The sequence below is a fragment of the Burkholderia pyrrocinia genome, assembly GCF_001028665.1.
GTDB lineage: Bacteria > Pseudomonadota > Gammaproteobacteria > Burkholderiales > Burkholderiaceae > Burkholderia > Burkholderia pyrrocinia.
The window spans coordinates 2333544-2348939 of sequence record NZ_CP011503.1 but is presented as its reverse complement, the minus strand read 5'-3'; the positions used below and the strand labels follow the sequence as shown (position 1 = coordinate 2348939).

Sequence of the window (15396 nt, the reverse complement as noted above, 5' to 3'; positions counted from 1 at the left end):
GTGCTGTTTGAACAGCGCCGCCGTCAGGCGCCGCGCTGCTCGAAGTCCTTCATGTACTCGACGAGCGCCTTCACGCCGTCGAGCGGCACCGCGTTGTAGATCGACGCCCGCATGCCGCCGACGGACTTGTGGCCCTTCAGCTGCAGCAGCCCGCGCGCCTTTGCGCCGGCAAGGAAGTCTTCGTTGCGCGTTTCGTCGGCCAGGAAAAACGGCACGTTCATCCGCGAACGCGCTGTCGGCTCGACCTTGTTCAGATAGAAGCTGCTCGCATCGATCGTGTCGTAGAGCAGCTTCGATTTTTCGATATTGCGGGCCTCGATCGCTTCGAGGCCACCCTGCCGCTTCAGCCACTGGAACACGAGGCCCGCGATGTAGATCGCGTAGGTGGGCGGCGTGTTGTACAGCGAGTTGTTCTCGGCGACGGTCTTCCATTCGAACGCGGACGGGCAGATCGACAGCGCGCGATCGAGCAGATCCTCGCGCACGATCACGACCGTCACGCCGGCCATCCCGATATTCTTCTGCGCGCCGCCGAACAGCACGCCGTATTTCGCGACGTCCATCGGGCGCGACAGGATGTGCGACGAGACATCCGCGACCAGCGGCACGTCGCCGAGATCGGGAATCTCGAACGTCTCGACGCCGTCGATCGTCTCGTTCGTGCACAGATGCACGTAGGCCGGATCGTCCGACAGTTGCCATTCGGCGCGCGCCGGCGCACGCGTGAAGCCGTCTTCTGTCTTGCCAGTCGCGGCGAGATGCGGCGTGCAGAATTTCTTCGCCTCGCCGAACGATTTCTGCGACCACGAGCCCGTGACGACGAAATCGGCGGTCTTGCGCGACCCGAGCAGGTTCATCGGCACGATCGCGTTTTCCGCGATACCGCCGCCCTGCAGGAACAGGATCCGGTGGCTTGCCGGCACACCGAGAAGGTCGCGCAGGTCGGTCAGCGCGGCCTCGTGAATCGACATGAATTCCTTGCCGCGATGGCTCATCTCCATCACGCTCATGCCGCTGCCGTGCCAGTCGAGCATTTCGTCGGCGGCCTGCCGCAGCACTTCCTCGGGCATCGCCGCAGGACCGGCGGAGAAATTAAAGACGCGCATCGTGAAAAACCTCGGGAGGGACGCGACCGGCGGCTCGCCGTCGCATGTCAGTTGCAAATGAGCCGCGCCAGAAAAGGAATGGCCGCTTGCGCTCGCGCGCAAACGGCCATTATCGCACTGTCGTCAGGCTCCCGCCAAACCCGGCCGAACGGCCGGGTGGCGTGCCCGACCGGCTTACTTGCCCGGCTTGACTGCTGCGACTTCCTTGTCAGCCTGCGTGCGCGTCGCCTGGATCGCTTGCGGCATGTACTTCTGCATCAGGCCATTGACCACGTCGCGACCGACCTGATCCTGAACCTGGATGAACTTGCGGCCCGTCGGGCTCTTGTAGAACGTCGTCAGATCCTTGATCTCCGACGTGCTGTAGTACTTCGCGTATGCGTCGTACTGAGCCGACATCGCGTCGTTCTGGAACTGCTGCGTGCCGAACACCTTGCCCGCGCCGTCGACCAGCTTCGGCACCGCGTTCTTCTGCAGCGTCGGAACGGCAGCCTGCTTCTGCTTGTCGTTCAGCGTCTTGTTTTCCGACAGTGCGTCCGACAGGATCGCCGGCACGAGTTGCTTGGCCTGCATTTCGGCGCTGTTGCCGATTGCCGACACGAGCTTCGGCGCGTCGATCGCGTCGAGCAGATCCTTGATCGCTGCCTTCTTGTCGGCGTCGATCGGCGCAGCTGCCGCGGCGGGCGCCGGTGCGGAATTCGACAGCGCTTGCGCCATCGCGAACGTCGGCACCAGTGCAGCCAGCAGGACCAGTTGCTTGAATTGCTTTTGCATCATCACTCCCTTTTGGAAATATGAATGGTTGCTCGCCGGCCGCGGCGCTTCACGCCCGCGGCGGCCAGAGTCTCATCCGTTCTTCAGGCTTCGCCGTCCGACGCCTCGTCGGCCTCGCCATCGCCCTCTTCGGCCTCCGCAATCTGCTGCAGGCCAGAGAGCTTGGTACCCTCATCGAGACTGATGAGTGTAACACCTTGCGTGGCACGCCCCATCTCGCGAATCTCCGATACGCGGGTGCGAATCAACACGCCGGCCGTCGTGATCAGCATGATCTGATCCTCGGCGTCGACGAGCGTCGCGGCCACCACCTTGCCGTTGCGCTCGGACGTCTGGATCGCGATCATACCCTTCGTGCCGCGGCCGTGGCGCGTGTACTCGGTGATCGGCGTGCGCTTGCCGTAGCCGTTCTCGGTCGCGGTGAGCACGGTCTGCTCCTCGCTGCCCGCGACCAGCATCGCGATGACCTGCTGCCCGTCCTCGAGCTGCATGCCGCGCACGCCGCGCGCCTCGCGCCCCATCGGGCGCACGTCGTTCTCGTCGAAGCGCACGGCCTTGCCGGCGTCGGAGAACAGCATCACGTCGTGCGCGCCGTCGGTGATCGACGCCCCGATCAGGAAGTCGCCGTCGTCGAGGCCGACCGCGATGATGCCCTTCTTCATCGGACGGCTGAATGCTTCGAGCGGCGTCTTCTTCACGGTGCCGAGCGACGTCGCCATGAAGATGAACTTGTCGGCCGAGAATTCCTTGACCGGCAGCACGACGTTGATCTTCTCGCCATCCTGCAGCGGGAACATGTTGACGATCGGGCGGCCGCGCGAGTTGCGCGAGCCCTGCGGCACTTCATAGACCTTGACCCAGTACACGCGGCCGCGGTTCGAGAAGCACAGGATGTAATCGTGCGTGTTCGCGATGAACAGCGTCTCGATCCAGTCGTCTTCCTTCATCTGCGTCGCCTGCTTGCCGCGACCGCCGCGCTTCTGCGCGCGGTACTCGGACAGCGGCTGCGACTTCACGTAGCCCGCATGCGACATCGTGACGACCATGTCCTGCGGCGTGATCAGATCCTCGGTGTTCAGCTCGGTCGCGTTCAGCTCGATCTTCGAGCGGCGCGCGTCGCCGAATTCGGCCTTCACCGACGTGAGTTCCTCGCCGATCATCGTCGTGATCCGCTCGGGGCGCGCGAGGATGTCCAGCAGGTCGGCGATCTGCGCCATCACTTCGCGATACTCGCCGATGATCTTGTCCTGCTCGAGGCCCGTCAGGCGCTGCAGACGCATCTGCAGGATTTCCTGGGCCTGCGTGTCGGACAGGCGGTACAGCCCGTCGACCTGCATGCCGAATGCCGGGTTCAGGCCTTCCGGGCGGTACGCGGAGCGGCCGCCGGCCGCCGCGTTCTCGCTCTCGGCGCGCGTCAGCATCTCGCGCACGAGCGACGAATCCCACGGCTTCGCCATCAATTCCTGCTTCGCGATCGGCGGCGTCGGCGCGGCCTTGATGATCGCGATGAATTCGTCGATGTTCGCGAGCGCGACCGCGAGACCTTCGAGCACGTGGCCGCGTTCGCGGGCCTTGCGCAGTTCGTAGATGGTGCGGCGCGTCAGCACTTCGCGTCGATGCGACAGGAAGCACTGCAGGATTTCCTTCAGGTTCAGCAGCTTCGGCTGGCCGTCGACGAGCGCGACCATATTCATGCCGAACGTGTCCTGGAGCTGCGTCGCCTTGTACAGGTTGTTCAGCACGACTTCCGGCACTTCACCGCGCTTGAGCTCGATCACGACACGCATGCCGCTCTTGTCGGACTCGTCGCGGATGTCGGAGATGCCTTCGAGCTTCTTCTCGTTGACGAGCTCGGCGATCCGCTCGAGCAGCGAGCGCTTGTTCACCTGGTACGGCAGTTCGTCGACGATGATCGCCATCCGCTGGCCGCGGTCGATTTCCTCGAAGTGCGTGGCCGCACGCATCACGACACGGCCGCGCCCGGTGCGGTAGCCGTCGCGCACGCCGGCGACGCCGTAGATGATGCCGGCCGTCGGGAAGTCCGGCGCCGGGATGATCTCGATCAGCTCGTCGATCGTCGCTTCCGGGTTGTTCAGCAAGTGCTGGCACGCGTCGACGACTTCGTTCAGGTTGTGCGGCGGGATGTTGGTCGCCATGCCGACCGCGATGCCCGACGAGCCGTTGATCAGCAGGTTCGGAATGCGCGACGGCAGGACCGACGGCTGCGTTTCGTTGCCGTCGTAGTTCGGCTCGAAATCGACCGTTTCCTTGTCGATGTCGGCGAGCAGTTCGTGACCGATCTTCGCCATGCGAATTTCGGTGTAACGCATCGCCGCGGCATTGTCGCCGTCGATCGAGCCGAAGTTGCCCTGCCCGTCGATCAGCATGTAGCGCAGCGAGAAGTCCTGCGCCATCCGCACGATCGTGTCGTAGACCGCGGTGTCGCCGTGAGGGTGGTACTTACCGATCACGTCACCGACGATACGCGCCGACTTCTTGTACGCGCGGTTCCAGTCGTTGTTCAGTTCGTGCATCGCGAACAACACGCGCCGGTGCACGGGCTTCAGGCCATCGCGGACATCCGGGAGGGCACGTCCGACGATCACGCTCATCGCGTAATCGAGATACGAACGGCGCATTTCCTCCTCTAGGGAGGTGGGCAGGGTCTCTTTGGCGAATTGATCCATGTATCCGTATCGTTTCGGAGCGAAGACGGCGAACGCCTTTCGCGTGGGCGCTGCATGCGCAACGCAACGCGAGATTCTAACATGCGCCCATCAGCCGCAAATTCGCCTCCCCCTCTATATATAGATAGCGAAAATCGCGGCGGCGGCGACCCGGCCGGAACCGCACACGACTCGACGTCACCGGCGATCGCGCCCGGTTTGTTTCACGCGCACGCGTAAACAGTTGCACGCATCCGCGCAATTTCGCCGACACACTCTTGACAATCTCTGAAAGTTGCGGCAGGTCGGTGTTGCGCATGCACCACAAACGTTGAGGCGATCTTAGGGTGGGGAGGATTTTTTTTCGTAGGAAGGGAACGATATGGCAAAATGCCAACGCACTGAAGGTTAGACGCTGCTCGAAGTCTAAAGTCTACACAGAGCGGTGCCGCGTTTTTGTGCCGCACCAATGTTATACTTCGAGCAATGTATGACTTGTCACCGTCAACAGGCTCGCAGTAAACCTGCGGTAATCTCAATTTCGAGAGGAGAAATATGAATAAACTTTCAAAGCTCGCGTTCATTGCAGCTACCGCAGTTATGGCTGCATCCGCTTCGGCACAGTCGGTGCCGGCGTCGCGTCAAGCCGTCAACGACAACTGGGTGAACGGCACGGGCGAATGGGTGTGGATGAACGGTACGAACGAGCTGTGCTGGCGCGATGCATTCTGGACGCCGGCCACCGCCAACGCGAAGTGCGATGGCGCACTGGTCGCCCAGGCGCCGACGCCGCCGGTCGCTCCGACCCCCGCTCCGGCCATCACGAGCCAGAAGATCACGTATCAAGCTGACGCGCTGTTCGACTTCGACAAGGCAACGCTCAAGCCGCTGGGCAAGCAGAAGCTGGACGAACTGTCGTCGAAGATCCAGGGCATGAACACGGAAGTGGTCGTCGCAACGGGCTACACGGACCGCATCGGTTCGGACAAGTACAACGACCGTCTGTCGCTGCGCCGTGCGCAAGCCGTGAAGTCGTACCTGGTCAGCAAGGGTGTGCCGGCCAACAAGATCTACACGGAAGGCAAGGGCAAGCGCAACCCGGTTACGACTGGCTGCAACCAGAAGAACCGCAAGCAACTCATCGCCTGCCTCGCACCGGACCGTCGCGTGGAAGTCGAAGTGGTTGGTACGCAAGAAGTCCAGAAGACGACCGTTCCGGCACAGTAAGCCGCGGTTTTCGACTGCTTCAAAGCCCCGCTCCGGCGGGGCTTTTTCTTTGATGCCCGTCCGGGCGCTCACTGGCCTCGTCGTCCGCCCGCTTATATACTCGGGGCTGACGACGCAGCACCGCCCTCCTTCCGTAGCCCGTTTGCCGACATGACCAACGCCGATCCGCACGAACTCCAGAAATTCAGCGACCTCGCCCATCGGTGGTGGGATCCGAATGCCGAATTCAAGCCGCTGCACGACCTGAACCCGGTCCGGCTCGGCTGGATCGACGCGCATGCGCACCTGGCCGGCAAGCGCGCACTCGACATCGGCTGCGGCGGCGGGATCCTGTCCGAGTCGATGGCCGGACTCGGCGCCCAGGTGAAAGGTATCGACCTGTCGACCGAAGCGCTCGGCGTTGCCGACCTGCACAGCCTCGAAAGCGGCATCGCGGTCGACTACGAGGCGATCGCCGCCGAAGCGATCGCCGCGCGCGAACCGGGCACTTACGATGTCGTCACGTGCATGGAGATGCTCGAGCACGTGCCGTCGCCCGGCGATGTCGTCGCCGCGTGCGCGACGCTCGTGAAGCCGGGCGGCTGGGTGTTCTTCTCGACGTTGAACCGAAACCTGAAGTCCTACCTGTTCGCGGTGATCGGCGCGGAGTACATCGCGCAAATGCTGCCGAAGGGCACGCACGACTACGCGCGCTTCATCCGCCCGTCGGAACTGGCCGGCTTCGTGCGCGCGACAGATCTGCACATCGTGGAGATCAAGGGCATCACGTATCACCCGATCGGCAAGCGCTTCGCGCTGTCGAACGACACCGACATCAACTACCTCGTCGCGTGCCGCCGCGGCGCGTGACCCTCCGACCGGCATGACGACTCCCCTTTCGCCCGCGCGGGCCGCACTCGACGAACCGCGCCTGCTGCACTGCGACGCGGTGCTGTTCGACCTGGACGGCACGCTTGCCGACACGGCGCCCGATCTCGCCGCTGCCGTCAACAAGATGCAGCGCGTGCGCGGCCTGCCCGAAACGCCGCTCGACGCGCTGCGGCCGCTGGCCTCGGCCGGCGCGCGCGGCCTGCTCGGCGGCGCATTCGGCATCGATCCGCACACGCCCGGCTACGAAGCGATGCGCGACGAGTTCCTCAGCAACTACGCGACGGATATCTGCGTGCATACGACGCTGTTCCCCGGCATCGGCGACGTGCTCGACGAACTCGATGCGCGCGGCGTGCTCTGGGGCATCGTCACGAACAAGGCGATGCGGCTCACGACGCCGCTCGTCGATCTGCTCGGTCTTGCGCCGCGCGCCGCCTGCGTCGTCGGGGGCGACACAACGCCGCACTCGAAGCCGCACCCGGCCCCGCTGCTGCACGCGGCCGACCAGTTGACGCTCGCGCCGGCACGCATCGTCTACGTCGGCGACGATCTGCGCGACATTCAGGCCGGCAGCGCTGCCGGCATGGCGACGGTCGCGGCCGCGTACGGTTACTGCGGCGACGGCGCCGCGCCGGCCGACTGGCAGGCCCAGCATCTCGTCGACACGACGCAGGAACTGCGCGAACTGCTGCGCGATGTTGGGCTATAATGACTGTCTTATCCGCGGGGGCGACCTGGTTTCGACAGGGGTTGTGAAGCGGCTAGGGCATGTCGAGGACCCGTCACCTCGTTAATCAATGGGAAAATCGTAACTGCAAACGACGATACGTTCGCACTGGCAGCCTAACGGCCGCCGTCCTCTGCCTAGTTCACTGACGGGCTAGTGTCGCAAGACCGGTAGCAATACCGCCAGAGGTCATTTACGTCAGTTAAGCCCTGTCGGCGTCGCGACGCCAGGGTCGAAAACCTAGCGAATCGCCGTAGCGCAGCGTGTTCGTCCGCGTCGCTGCGGTTAAATCAAATGACTGAACTAAACATGTAGAACTAGTCGTGGAGCGCTTCTGGACGCGGGTTCGATTCCCGCCGCCTCCACCAAATTCCGCGCACGCCGCACGAACCCCGCATGACGCAAGTCTGCGGGGTTTTTTGTTGCCGGCGAAACCCCTCTCCTTCCGAAAAAGCGCCCAGCCACGGACGGGCCGGGCGGAATGCCGCCGGTGATCGGCGGCAGGAGGTGACGGATGTTCTGCAGCGCCCGCGCAATCATCGGTCGTGCCGGGCGACGGCCAGCCCGGTTGCCACCGCATCGGGCGCGACGTGTCGTCGCACCCTGAGCTCAAGCACACCGGGCAATGCGCGACTTAGCTGCCGCGATACAGCGACTTCATTTCTTCAGCGCTGGCCGGACGCACGCCCATTGCACGCGAACCCGATGCCGACGCGCCCTGCGCCTGCGCGCCGTACCCGCTGGCGTCGGCGCCTTGCGCTTGCGCCAGCGCACTGCGCTGTTGCTCCGCAACACGCGCCGTTGCGGCCTGGATCGCTTCCGGATAGTGCGGATCTTCGCCGCGGGCGGAGTTGTAACCGGCTTGCTGGAGCTGGACCAGTTCGGCACGGACCTGCGCGCGGGTGATCGTCGAACCCGACTGGGCAAACGACACGACCGGAGCAACGAGAGCGGCAGCAACGACAACAGCTTGAACGAGCGACTTCATGATGACCTACCTCCAGATTTGTCTGTTTTCGCGGTGAACACCTTGTTCAGCGCTGACAAACCGAAGTTTATGTAGGCGGATGCTTAAGAATAAGGCAGGTTTCTGGAAGACATCCTTCCCGATTTACGGGTTAACCCTAGATTGCCTGCCGGGCCGGCAATGCGCGAGCGCAGCATCGTCCGGCATCGCGTCGCACGATGGCTCGCCGGAAAACACGAGCCCCGCGAAGCGACAACGCTTCGCGGGGCTCGAATGGCATTGCACGGGATTCGCGCGTTCCCCGGTCAGGTGGTGGCCAAGCCGATAGCCGATGTGCGTGTGCGCATCACCCGCCTGTCGAATCGACACCGCACGACCGACGCGCAAACGCGCCTGTCCACGCGTTACTGGCTATCCATCGGGCACTTCAGGTTGCAACCGTTCGGGTCGCCCAGGTCGCCCTTGCGACGCAACGCCGACTTCTTGCTGCCCTGGTATTTCTGCGACGGCGCAGACGCCGCGAACGGCATCTGCGGATGCTCGTTCAGGCGAAACTGTTCGCTCAGGATGCCGCCGGGCACGCCCGGGGAATTCTGCGCGAACGCAAACGGCGAAGCAGCGACCAGAAGCCCCGCGGTCAACGCTGCCGCGGCGAGGGAAACGGAATATTTCATGGCGGGACGACGCCTGAACGGCGTGCTTGTTGGAACGTTGATGAAACGCCAAGCGTAGCGCAAATCCCCCGCTGCTGCAGCGCGGTTCGATCGCGTCCCCGTTACCGTGAATTGCCGTCCGGTGCGCTCGTGCCGTCGCCGCCGGCCAGCCCCGTCGCGATGCTCGTCAGCGTTCCGCATGCGGCCGGATCGTAGCCGTCGAGATGCGCGACGCGCTCGACGAAGCGCGCATCGCGCAGCAGTGCCAGCACGCCGGCGAGCGGCCGCGCGTCGAGCCGCGCGCGTTCGCACGCGAAGTAATAGTCCTCGTCGACAACCGGGATGAAGTCGAGCCCGAAATGATGCGCGGCCGGCTCGACGCCGAAGCCGAGATCGGCCATCCCGCTCGCGACGAACGCCGCGATCGCCGAATGCGTGAGCTCGGCCGACGCATAACCGTCGATGCGCTCGGGATCGATGCCGATCGCGCGCAGCGCGAGATCCAGCAGCATCCGCGTGCCCGACCCAGGCTGCCGGTTGACGAAGCGGATGTCGTTGCGTGCGAGATCCGCGAGCCCGCGGACCTGCTTCGGGTTGCCGCGCGGCACGAACAGCCCCTGCTGGCGACGCGTCAGGTGAATCAGCACGTGGCGGGTATCGTCGAGCCACGGCTGGTAGATCTGCGCGCACTGTGCGCGAAACGCGCCGCGCGGCAGATGGAAGCCGGCCAGGTCGCATTCGCCGCGTGCAAGCGCCTGCACGGCCTCGACGCTCTCGCGATACTTGATGTCGACGGCCGCCTGCGCATCGACGAGCGCGGACACGAGCGTCGCGACCGCGTAGCCATGCGACGCGTGGATCCGCACGGCGCCGTCGCGCTGCGCGAGCCGCCGGTTCAGGTCGCTGGCCACTTCGGCCGCGAGCGTACGCAGGTTCCCGTCGAGGCGGCTACGCGCGAGGCGCTGCGCGTCGACGACCGCCTGCCCGAGCGCCGACAGCGTCGATCCCTTGCCGCGCGCGGTTTCGATCAACTCCCCGCCGATGCACGCCTCAAGCGCGCGCAACATGCCCCACGCGTGCCGGTACGACAGCCCTTTTGCCTGGGCCGCCTGCGCAATGCTGCCCGTGTCGGCCACGAGCTCCAGCAGTGGCGCGACGTCAGACAGGCTGGCCGTACGGCCTTCCGTGTCGCGTACGGTCAGATACGCGTCGCATTCGATTCGAATCAATTATGCACTCCGATTTCCTATTGCGACTGTGAAATCTTCCGCTTATCGTTGGTCGAAATCAATCAGAACGAAGTCGCGATGCGCACTATATGAAGTTTGAGCGCATATGAGACTTTGGAGGAGCATAACCGATGTCCCCGAATTCCCATGCGCCCGACGCGCTCGTCGAGCGCCATGCGCGCGCCGGCCGGTCGCTGGTGGCGATCCTGCATGCGATCCAGGACGACGCGGGCTACGTGCCGCCGGACTGCGTCGCGCCGCTCGCCAGGGCACTGAACCTGTCGCGCGCCGAAGTGCACGGCGTACTGACCTACTACCACCACTTCCGCACCGCGCCGCCCGCGCGCGTCACGATCCAGGTGTGCCGCGCCGAAGCATGCCGCAGCATGGGTTGCGAAACGCTCGCCGCGCACGCTGAAGCCCGCACGGGCTGCCGGTTCGACGCTGCGCACGACGATGCTGCGGATGCGCATGCGCCGGACGCCGTCGCGCTCGAATCGGTCTACTGCCTCGGACTGTGTGCGCAGTCGCCGTCGATGACGGTCAACGGCGTGCTTCATGCGAAGGTCACTCCAGAGAAGTTCGACGCACTGCTGGCCGGTGCAGTCGCCCACACACCGGAGGCCGCATGACGACCCGCATCTACGTTCCGCGCGATTCGTCCGCGCTGGCCCTCGGCGCCGATGCGCTCGCCGCCGCGATCGTCGCGGAAGCCGAACGGCGCGGCGTCGCGATCGAACTGGTCCGCAACGGCTCGCGCGGGCTGCTTTGGCTCGAGCCGCTCGTCGAGGTCGGCACGGCCGCCGGCCGCATCGGCTATGCGAACCTGTCGGCCGCCGACGTGCCGGCCCTGTTCGACGCAAACTGGCTCGAAGGCGGCGCGCATCCGAGCAGTGTCGGCGTCGTCGACGCGCTCCCCTATCTCGCGCGCCAGCAGCGCCTCACGTTTGCGCGCATCGGCCTGACCGATCCGCTGTCGATCGACGACTACCTGCAGCACGAAGGCCTTGCCGGCCTGAAGAACGCACTCGCGCTCGACGGCGATGCCGCATGCGAGACGCTGATCGAATCGGGCCTGCGCGGCCGCGGCGGCGCGGCGTTCCCGGCCGGCATCAAGTGGCGCACGGTCCGGCACGCGAGCGCCGCGCAGAAATACATCGTCTGCAATGCAGACGAAGGCGATTCGGGCACGTTCTCCGACCGCCTGATGATGGAATGCGATCCGTACTGCCTGATCGAAGGGATGATCATCGCAGGCATCGCGACGGGCGCGACGGTCGGCTACATCTACGTCCGCAGCGAATACCCGCACGCGATCGCCACGCTCGAAGCCGCGATCGTCCGCGCGCGCGAAGCCGGCTGGCTCGGTGAACGCGTGCTCGGCTCCGCGCACGCGTTCGAACTGCACGTCGCGAAAGGCGCGGGCTCGTACGTGTGCGGCGAGGAAACGGCGTTGCTCGAATCGCTCGAGGGCAAACGCGGCGTCGTGCGCGCAAAGCCGCCGCTGCCCGCGCTCGCCGGCCTGTTCGGTCAGCCGACCGTCATCAACAACGTCATCACGCTCGCGACGGCGCCGGTGATTTTCGCGCGCGGCGCCGCGTTCTATCGCGACTACGGGATGGGCCGCTCGCGCGGCACGCTGCCGTTCCAGCTGGCCGGCAACATCCGTCACGGCGGCCTCGTCGAACTCGCGTTCGGCGTCACGCTGCGCGAGCTGCTGTTCGACTTCGGCGGCGGCACCGCAAGCGGCCGGCCCGCACGCGCCGCACAGGTCGGCGGCCCGCTCGGCACCTACCTGCCCGACCACCAGTGGGATGTGCCGCTCGACTACGAGGCATACACGGCGATCGGCGCGGTGGTCGGCCACGGCGGCATCGTGCTGCACGACGACACGTCGAACCTCGCCGAGCTTGCCGAATATGCGATGAAGTTCTGCGCGATCGAATCGTGCGGCAAGTGCACGCCGTGCCGGATCGGTTCGACGCGCGGCGTCGAGACGATCGCGCGCATCCGCCACGGCGATACGTCGGAGCGGCAGGTCACGCTGCTGCGCGACCTGTGCGACACGATGCTGGCCGGTTCGCTGTGCGCGATGGGCGGGATGACGCCCTACCCGGTGCTGTCCGCGCTCGACCATTTCCCCGAAGATTTCGGGCTCGCCACCGGCAAGGATGCCGCGTCGGGCCCGGTCAAGGCTGCGGCCTGACCCAGAAGGAGCCCTGCATGTCCCTCGACACGAACAACGTCCGCCAAGGCGGCTGCGGCTCGGGCCAATGCGCGTGCAAGAGCGCCGCTCAGGCGCGCGCCCGCGACCCGCTCGACGATACCGACTACGGCACGCCGCAACGTCATGCCGACATCGACGTCACGCTCGAAATCGACGGCCAGCCGGTGACGGTACCGGCCGGCACGTCGGTGATGCGCGCGGCGATCGAAGCCGGCGTCAACGTCCCGAAGCTCTGCGCGACCGATTCGCTCGAGCCGTTCGGCTCGTGCCGGCTGTGCCTCGTCGAGATCGAAGGCCGGCGCGGTTATCCGGCATCGTGCACGACGCCGGCCGAAGCGGGCATGAAGGTGCGCACGCAGTCGGACCGGCTGCAGTCGCTGCGCCGCAACGTGATGGAGCTGTACATCTCCGACCATCCGCTCGACTGCCTCACCTGCCCCGCCAACGGCGACTGCGAACTGCAGGACATGGCGGGCGTCGTCGGGTTGCGCGAAGTGCGCTACGGCTTCGACGGCGCGAATCACCTCGACGACCGCAAGGACGAATCGAACCCGTACTTCACGTACGACCCGTCGAAGTGCATCGTCTGCAACCGCTGCGTGCGCGCCTGCGAGGAAACGCAGGGCACGTTCGCGCTGACGATCGCCGCGCGCGGCTTCGAATCGCGCGTCGCCGCGGGTGAAAGCGAATCGTTCATGGCATCGGAATGCGTGTCGTGCGGCGCCTGCGTCGCCGCATGCCCGACGGCCACGCTGCAGGAAAAATCCGTCGTGCAGCTCGGGCAGGCCGAACACTCGGTCATCACGACCTGCGCGTACTGCGGCGTCGGCTGCTCGTTCAAGGCCGAGATGAAGGGCACGCAGGTCGTGCGCATGACACCGAACAAGAACGGCCTCGCGAACGAGGGCCACGCATGCGTGAAGGGACGCTTCGCATGGGGCTACGCGACGCACAAGGACCGCATCACGAAGCCGATGATCCGCGAGAGGATCACCGACCCGTGGCGCGAAGTGAGCTGGGACGAAGCGCTCACCTACGCGGCGACGCAATTTCGCAAGCTGCAGCAGAAGTACGGCCGCGATTCGATCGGCGGCATCACGTCGTCGCGTTGCACGAACGAGGAAACCTACCTCGTGCAGAAGCTCGTGCGTGCCGCGTTCGGCAACAACAACGTCGATACCTGTGCGCGCGTGTGCCATTCGCCGACCGGCTATGGCCTCAAGACGACGCTCGGCGAATCGGCCGGCACGCAGACGTTCGCATCGGTCGACCAGGCCGACGTGATCGTCGTGATGGGGGCGAACCCGACCGACGGCCATCCGGTGTTCGGCTCGCGGCTGAAGCGGCGCGTTCGCGAAGGCGCGAAGCTGATCGTGATCGACCCGCGCCGCATCGATGTCGTCGACGGTCCGCACGTGAAAGCCACGCATCACCTGCAATTGCGCCCCGGCACCAACGTCGCGATCGTCAACGCGCTCGCGCACGTGATCGTCACCGAAGGGCTTGTTGCCGACGCGTTCGTCGCCGAGCGCTGCGAGACGCGCGCATTCGAGCAATGGCGCGACTTCGTGTCGCGCGCCGACAATTCGCCCGAGGCAACCGCCGACGTGACGGGCGTGCCGGCCGAACTGGTACGCGCCGCCGCGCGCCTCTATGCGACGGGCGGCAATGCCGCGATCTATTACGGGCTGGGCGTCACCGAACACGCGCAAGGCTCGACGACGGTGATGGGCATCGCGAACCTCGCGATGGCAACCGGCAACATCGGCCGCGAAGGCGTCGGCGTCAATCCGCTGCGCGGCCAGAACAACGTGCAGGGTTCGTGCGACATGGGCTCGTTCCCGCACGAACTGCCCGGCTACCGGCACATCAGCGACGAGATCGTGCGCACGCAGTTCGAACAGGCGTGGTCGGCCAAGCTGCAGCCGGAACCGGGGCTGCGCATCCCGAACATGTTCGACGCGGCGCTCGACGGCAGTTTCAAGGGGCTCTATTGCCAGGGCGAGGACATCGTCCAGTCGGACCCGAACACGCAGCACGTGTCGGCCGCGCTGTCGGCGATGGAGTGCATCGTCGTACAGGACATCTTCCTGAACGAGACCGCGAAATATGCGCACGTGCTGCTGCCGGGCTCGACGTTCCTCGAGAAGGACGGCACGTTCACGAACGCGGAGCGCCGCATCTCGCGCGTGCGCAAGGTGATGCCGCCGCTCGCGGGCTACGCGGACTGGGAAGTGACGCTGCTGCTGTCGCAGGCGCTCGGTTACGACATGCACTACACGCACCCGTCGGAAATCATGGACGAGATCGCGCGGCTCACGCCGACCTTCTCGGGCGTGTCATATGCGAAGCTCGACGCACTCGGCAGCATCCAGTGGCCGTGCAACGAGCACGCGCCGGAAGGCACGCCGACGATGCACATAGACGCGTTCGTGCGCGGCAAGGGCCGGTTCGTGATCACCAAGTTCATTCCGACGCCGGAAAAGGTCACGCAGCGCTATCCGCTGATCCTGACGACGGGCCGCATCCTGTCGCAATACAACGTCGGCGCGCAGACGCGCCGGACCGAAAACGTCCGGTGGCATGAAGAGGATCGCCTCGAGATCCATCCGCACGACGCGCAGGATCGCGGCATCCGGACCGGCGACTGGGTCGGCATCGAATCGCGTGCCGGGCATACGGTGCTGCGCGCGCTCGTGACGGAACGCATGCAGCCGGGCGTCGTGTACACGACGTTCCACTTCCCCGAATCGGGCGCGAACGTGATCACGACGGAAAGCTCCGACTGGGCGACGAACTGCCCTGAATACAAGGTGACGGCCGTGCAGGTGCTGCCGGTTGCGCAGCCGTCCGACTGGCAGCAAGCGTACGCGCGCTTCAACGCGGAGCAGATCGACCTGCTCGAGCGCCGCGCGAGCACGCCCGACACCGTGACGACAGGCAAGTGAGG

At 65.4% G+C, this 15396-nt stretch carries 12 protein-coding genes and 1 other RNA gene; 7 read left to right on the top strand and 6 right to left on the bottom strand.

Going from position 1 to position 15396, the window contains the following annotated elements:
• Positions 1-23 precede the first annotated feature (23 nt).
• The 3 genes from serC to gyrA form a co-directional block, all read right to left on the bottom strand.
• Positions 24-1106, bottom strand: a complete 1083-nt coding sequence (gene serC, locus ABD05_RS10805) for a 3-phosphoserine/phosphohydroxythreonine transaminase (RefSeq protein WP_047900116.1) — start codon at positions 1104-1106, stop codon at positions 24-26.
• A gap of 174 nt (positions 1107-1280) precedes the next feature.
• A complete protein-coding gene (locus ABD05_RS10800; RefSeq protein ID WP_021157463.1) occupies positions 1281-1880 on the bottom strand; it encodes a DUF2059 domain-containing protein in 600 nt (199 codons plus the stop codon).
• Between the two features lie 83 nt (positions 1881-1963).
• Positions 1964-4567, bottom strand: coding sequence for a DNA gyrase subunit A (gene gyrA / locus ABD05_RS10795; RefSeq protein ID WP_047900115.1), 2604 nt, complete (start codon positions 4565-4567; stop codon positions 1964-1966).
• A 534-nt stretch (positions 4568-5101) separates the two neighbouring features.
• Here gyrA and ompA point away from each other — a divergent pair.
• The 4 genes from ompA to ssrA all read left to right on the top strand — a co-directional run bounded on the left by ompA (position 5102) and on the right by ssrA (position 7738).
• Positions 5102-5773, top strand: a complete 672-nt coding sequence (ompA, locus tag ABD05_RS10790) for an outer membrane protein OmpA (protein WP_047900114.1) — start codon at positions 5102-5104, stop codon at positions 5771-5773.
• Between the two features lie 150 nt (positions 5774-5923).
• On the top strand, positions 5924-6622 hold the full coding sequence (gene ubiG / locus ABD05_RS10785; RefSeq protein ID WP_047900113.1) for a bifunctional 2-polyprenyl-6-hydroxyphenol methylase/3-demethylubiquinol 3-O-methyltransferase UbiG: 699 nt from the start codon (positions 5924-5926) through the stop codon (positions 6620-6622).
• A 13-nt stretch (positions 6623-6635) separates the two neighbouring features.
• Entirely contained in the window at positions 6636-7352 is a 717-nt protein-coding gene (gene gph, locus ABD05_RS10780) for a phosphoglycolate phosphatase (protein WP_047900112.1), read from the top strand.
• A gap of 16 nt (positions 7353-7368) precedes the next feature.
• Positions 7369-7738, top strand: a transfer-messenger RNA (tmRNA) gene (gene ssrA / locus ABD05_RS35425).
• Positions 7739-8004: 266 nt separating this feature from the next.
• Here the strand turns inward: ssrA and ABD05_RS10775 are convergent.
• The 3 genes from ABD05_RS10775 to ABD05_RS10765 form a co-directional block, all read right to left on the bottom strand.
• Entirely contained in the window at positions 8005-8358 is a 354-nt protein-coding gene (locus ABD05_RS10775; protein WP_047900111.1) for a DUF4148 domain-containing protein, read from the bottom strand.
• A 383-nt stretch (positions 8359-8741) separates the two neighbouring features.
• Entirely contained in the window at positions 8742-9011 is a 270-nt protein-coding gene (locus ABD05_RS10770) for a hypothetical protein (protein WP_047900110.1), read from the bottom strand.
• Between the two features lie 101 nt (positions 9012-9112).
• Positions 9113-10219 (bottom strand): substrate-binding domain-containing protein, encoded by a 1107-nt coding sequence (locus tag ABD05_RS10765; RefSeq protein WP_047900109.1) that lies wholly within the window; start codon positions 10217-10219, stop codon positions 9113-9115.
• A 131-nt stretch (positions 10220-10350) separates the two neighbouring features.
• On the opposite strand from ABD05_RS10765, the gene ABD05_RS10760 reads away from it, so the two are divergent.
• The 3 genes from ABD05_RS10760 to fdhF are packed head-to-tail and all read left to right on the top strand — an operon-like array spanning position 10351 to position 15394.
• Positions 10351-10851 (top strand): NAD(P)H-dependent oxidoreductase subunit E, encoded by a 501-nt coding sequence (locus ABD05_RS10760; RefSeq protein ID WP_047900108.1) that lies wholly within the window; start codon positions 10351-10353, stop codon positions 10849-10851.
• Positions 10848-12425, top strand: a complete 1578-nt coding sequence (locus tag ABD05_RS10755; protein WP_047900107.1) for a formate dehydrogenase beta subunit — start codon at positions 10848-10850, stop codon at positions 12423-12425. Before ABD05_RS10760 ends, ABD05_RS10755 begins: the two co-directional genes overlap by 4 nt.
• Positions 12426-12442: 17 nt before the next feature.
• Entirely contained in the window at positions 12443-15394 is a 2952-nt protein-coding gene (gene fdhF / locus ABD05_RS10750; protein WP_047900106.1) for a formate dehydrogenase subunit alpha, read from the top strand.
• Positions 15395-15396 lie beyond the last annotated feature (2 nt).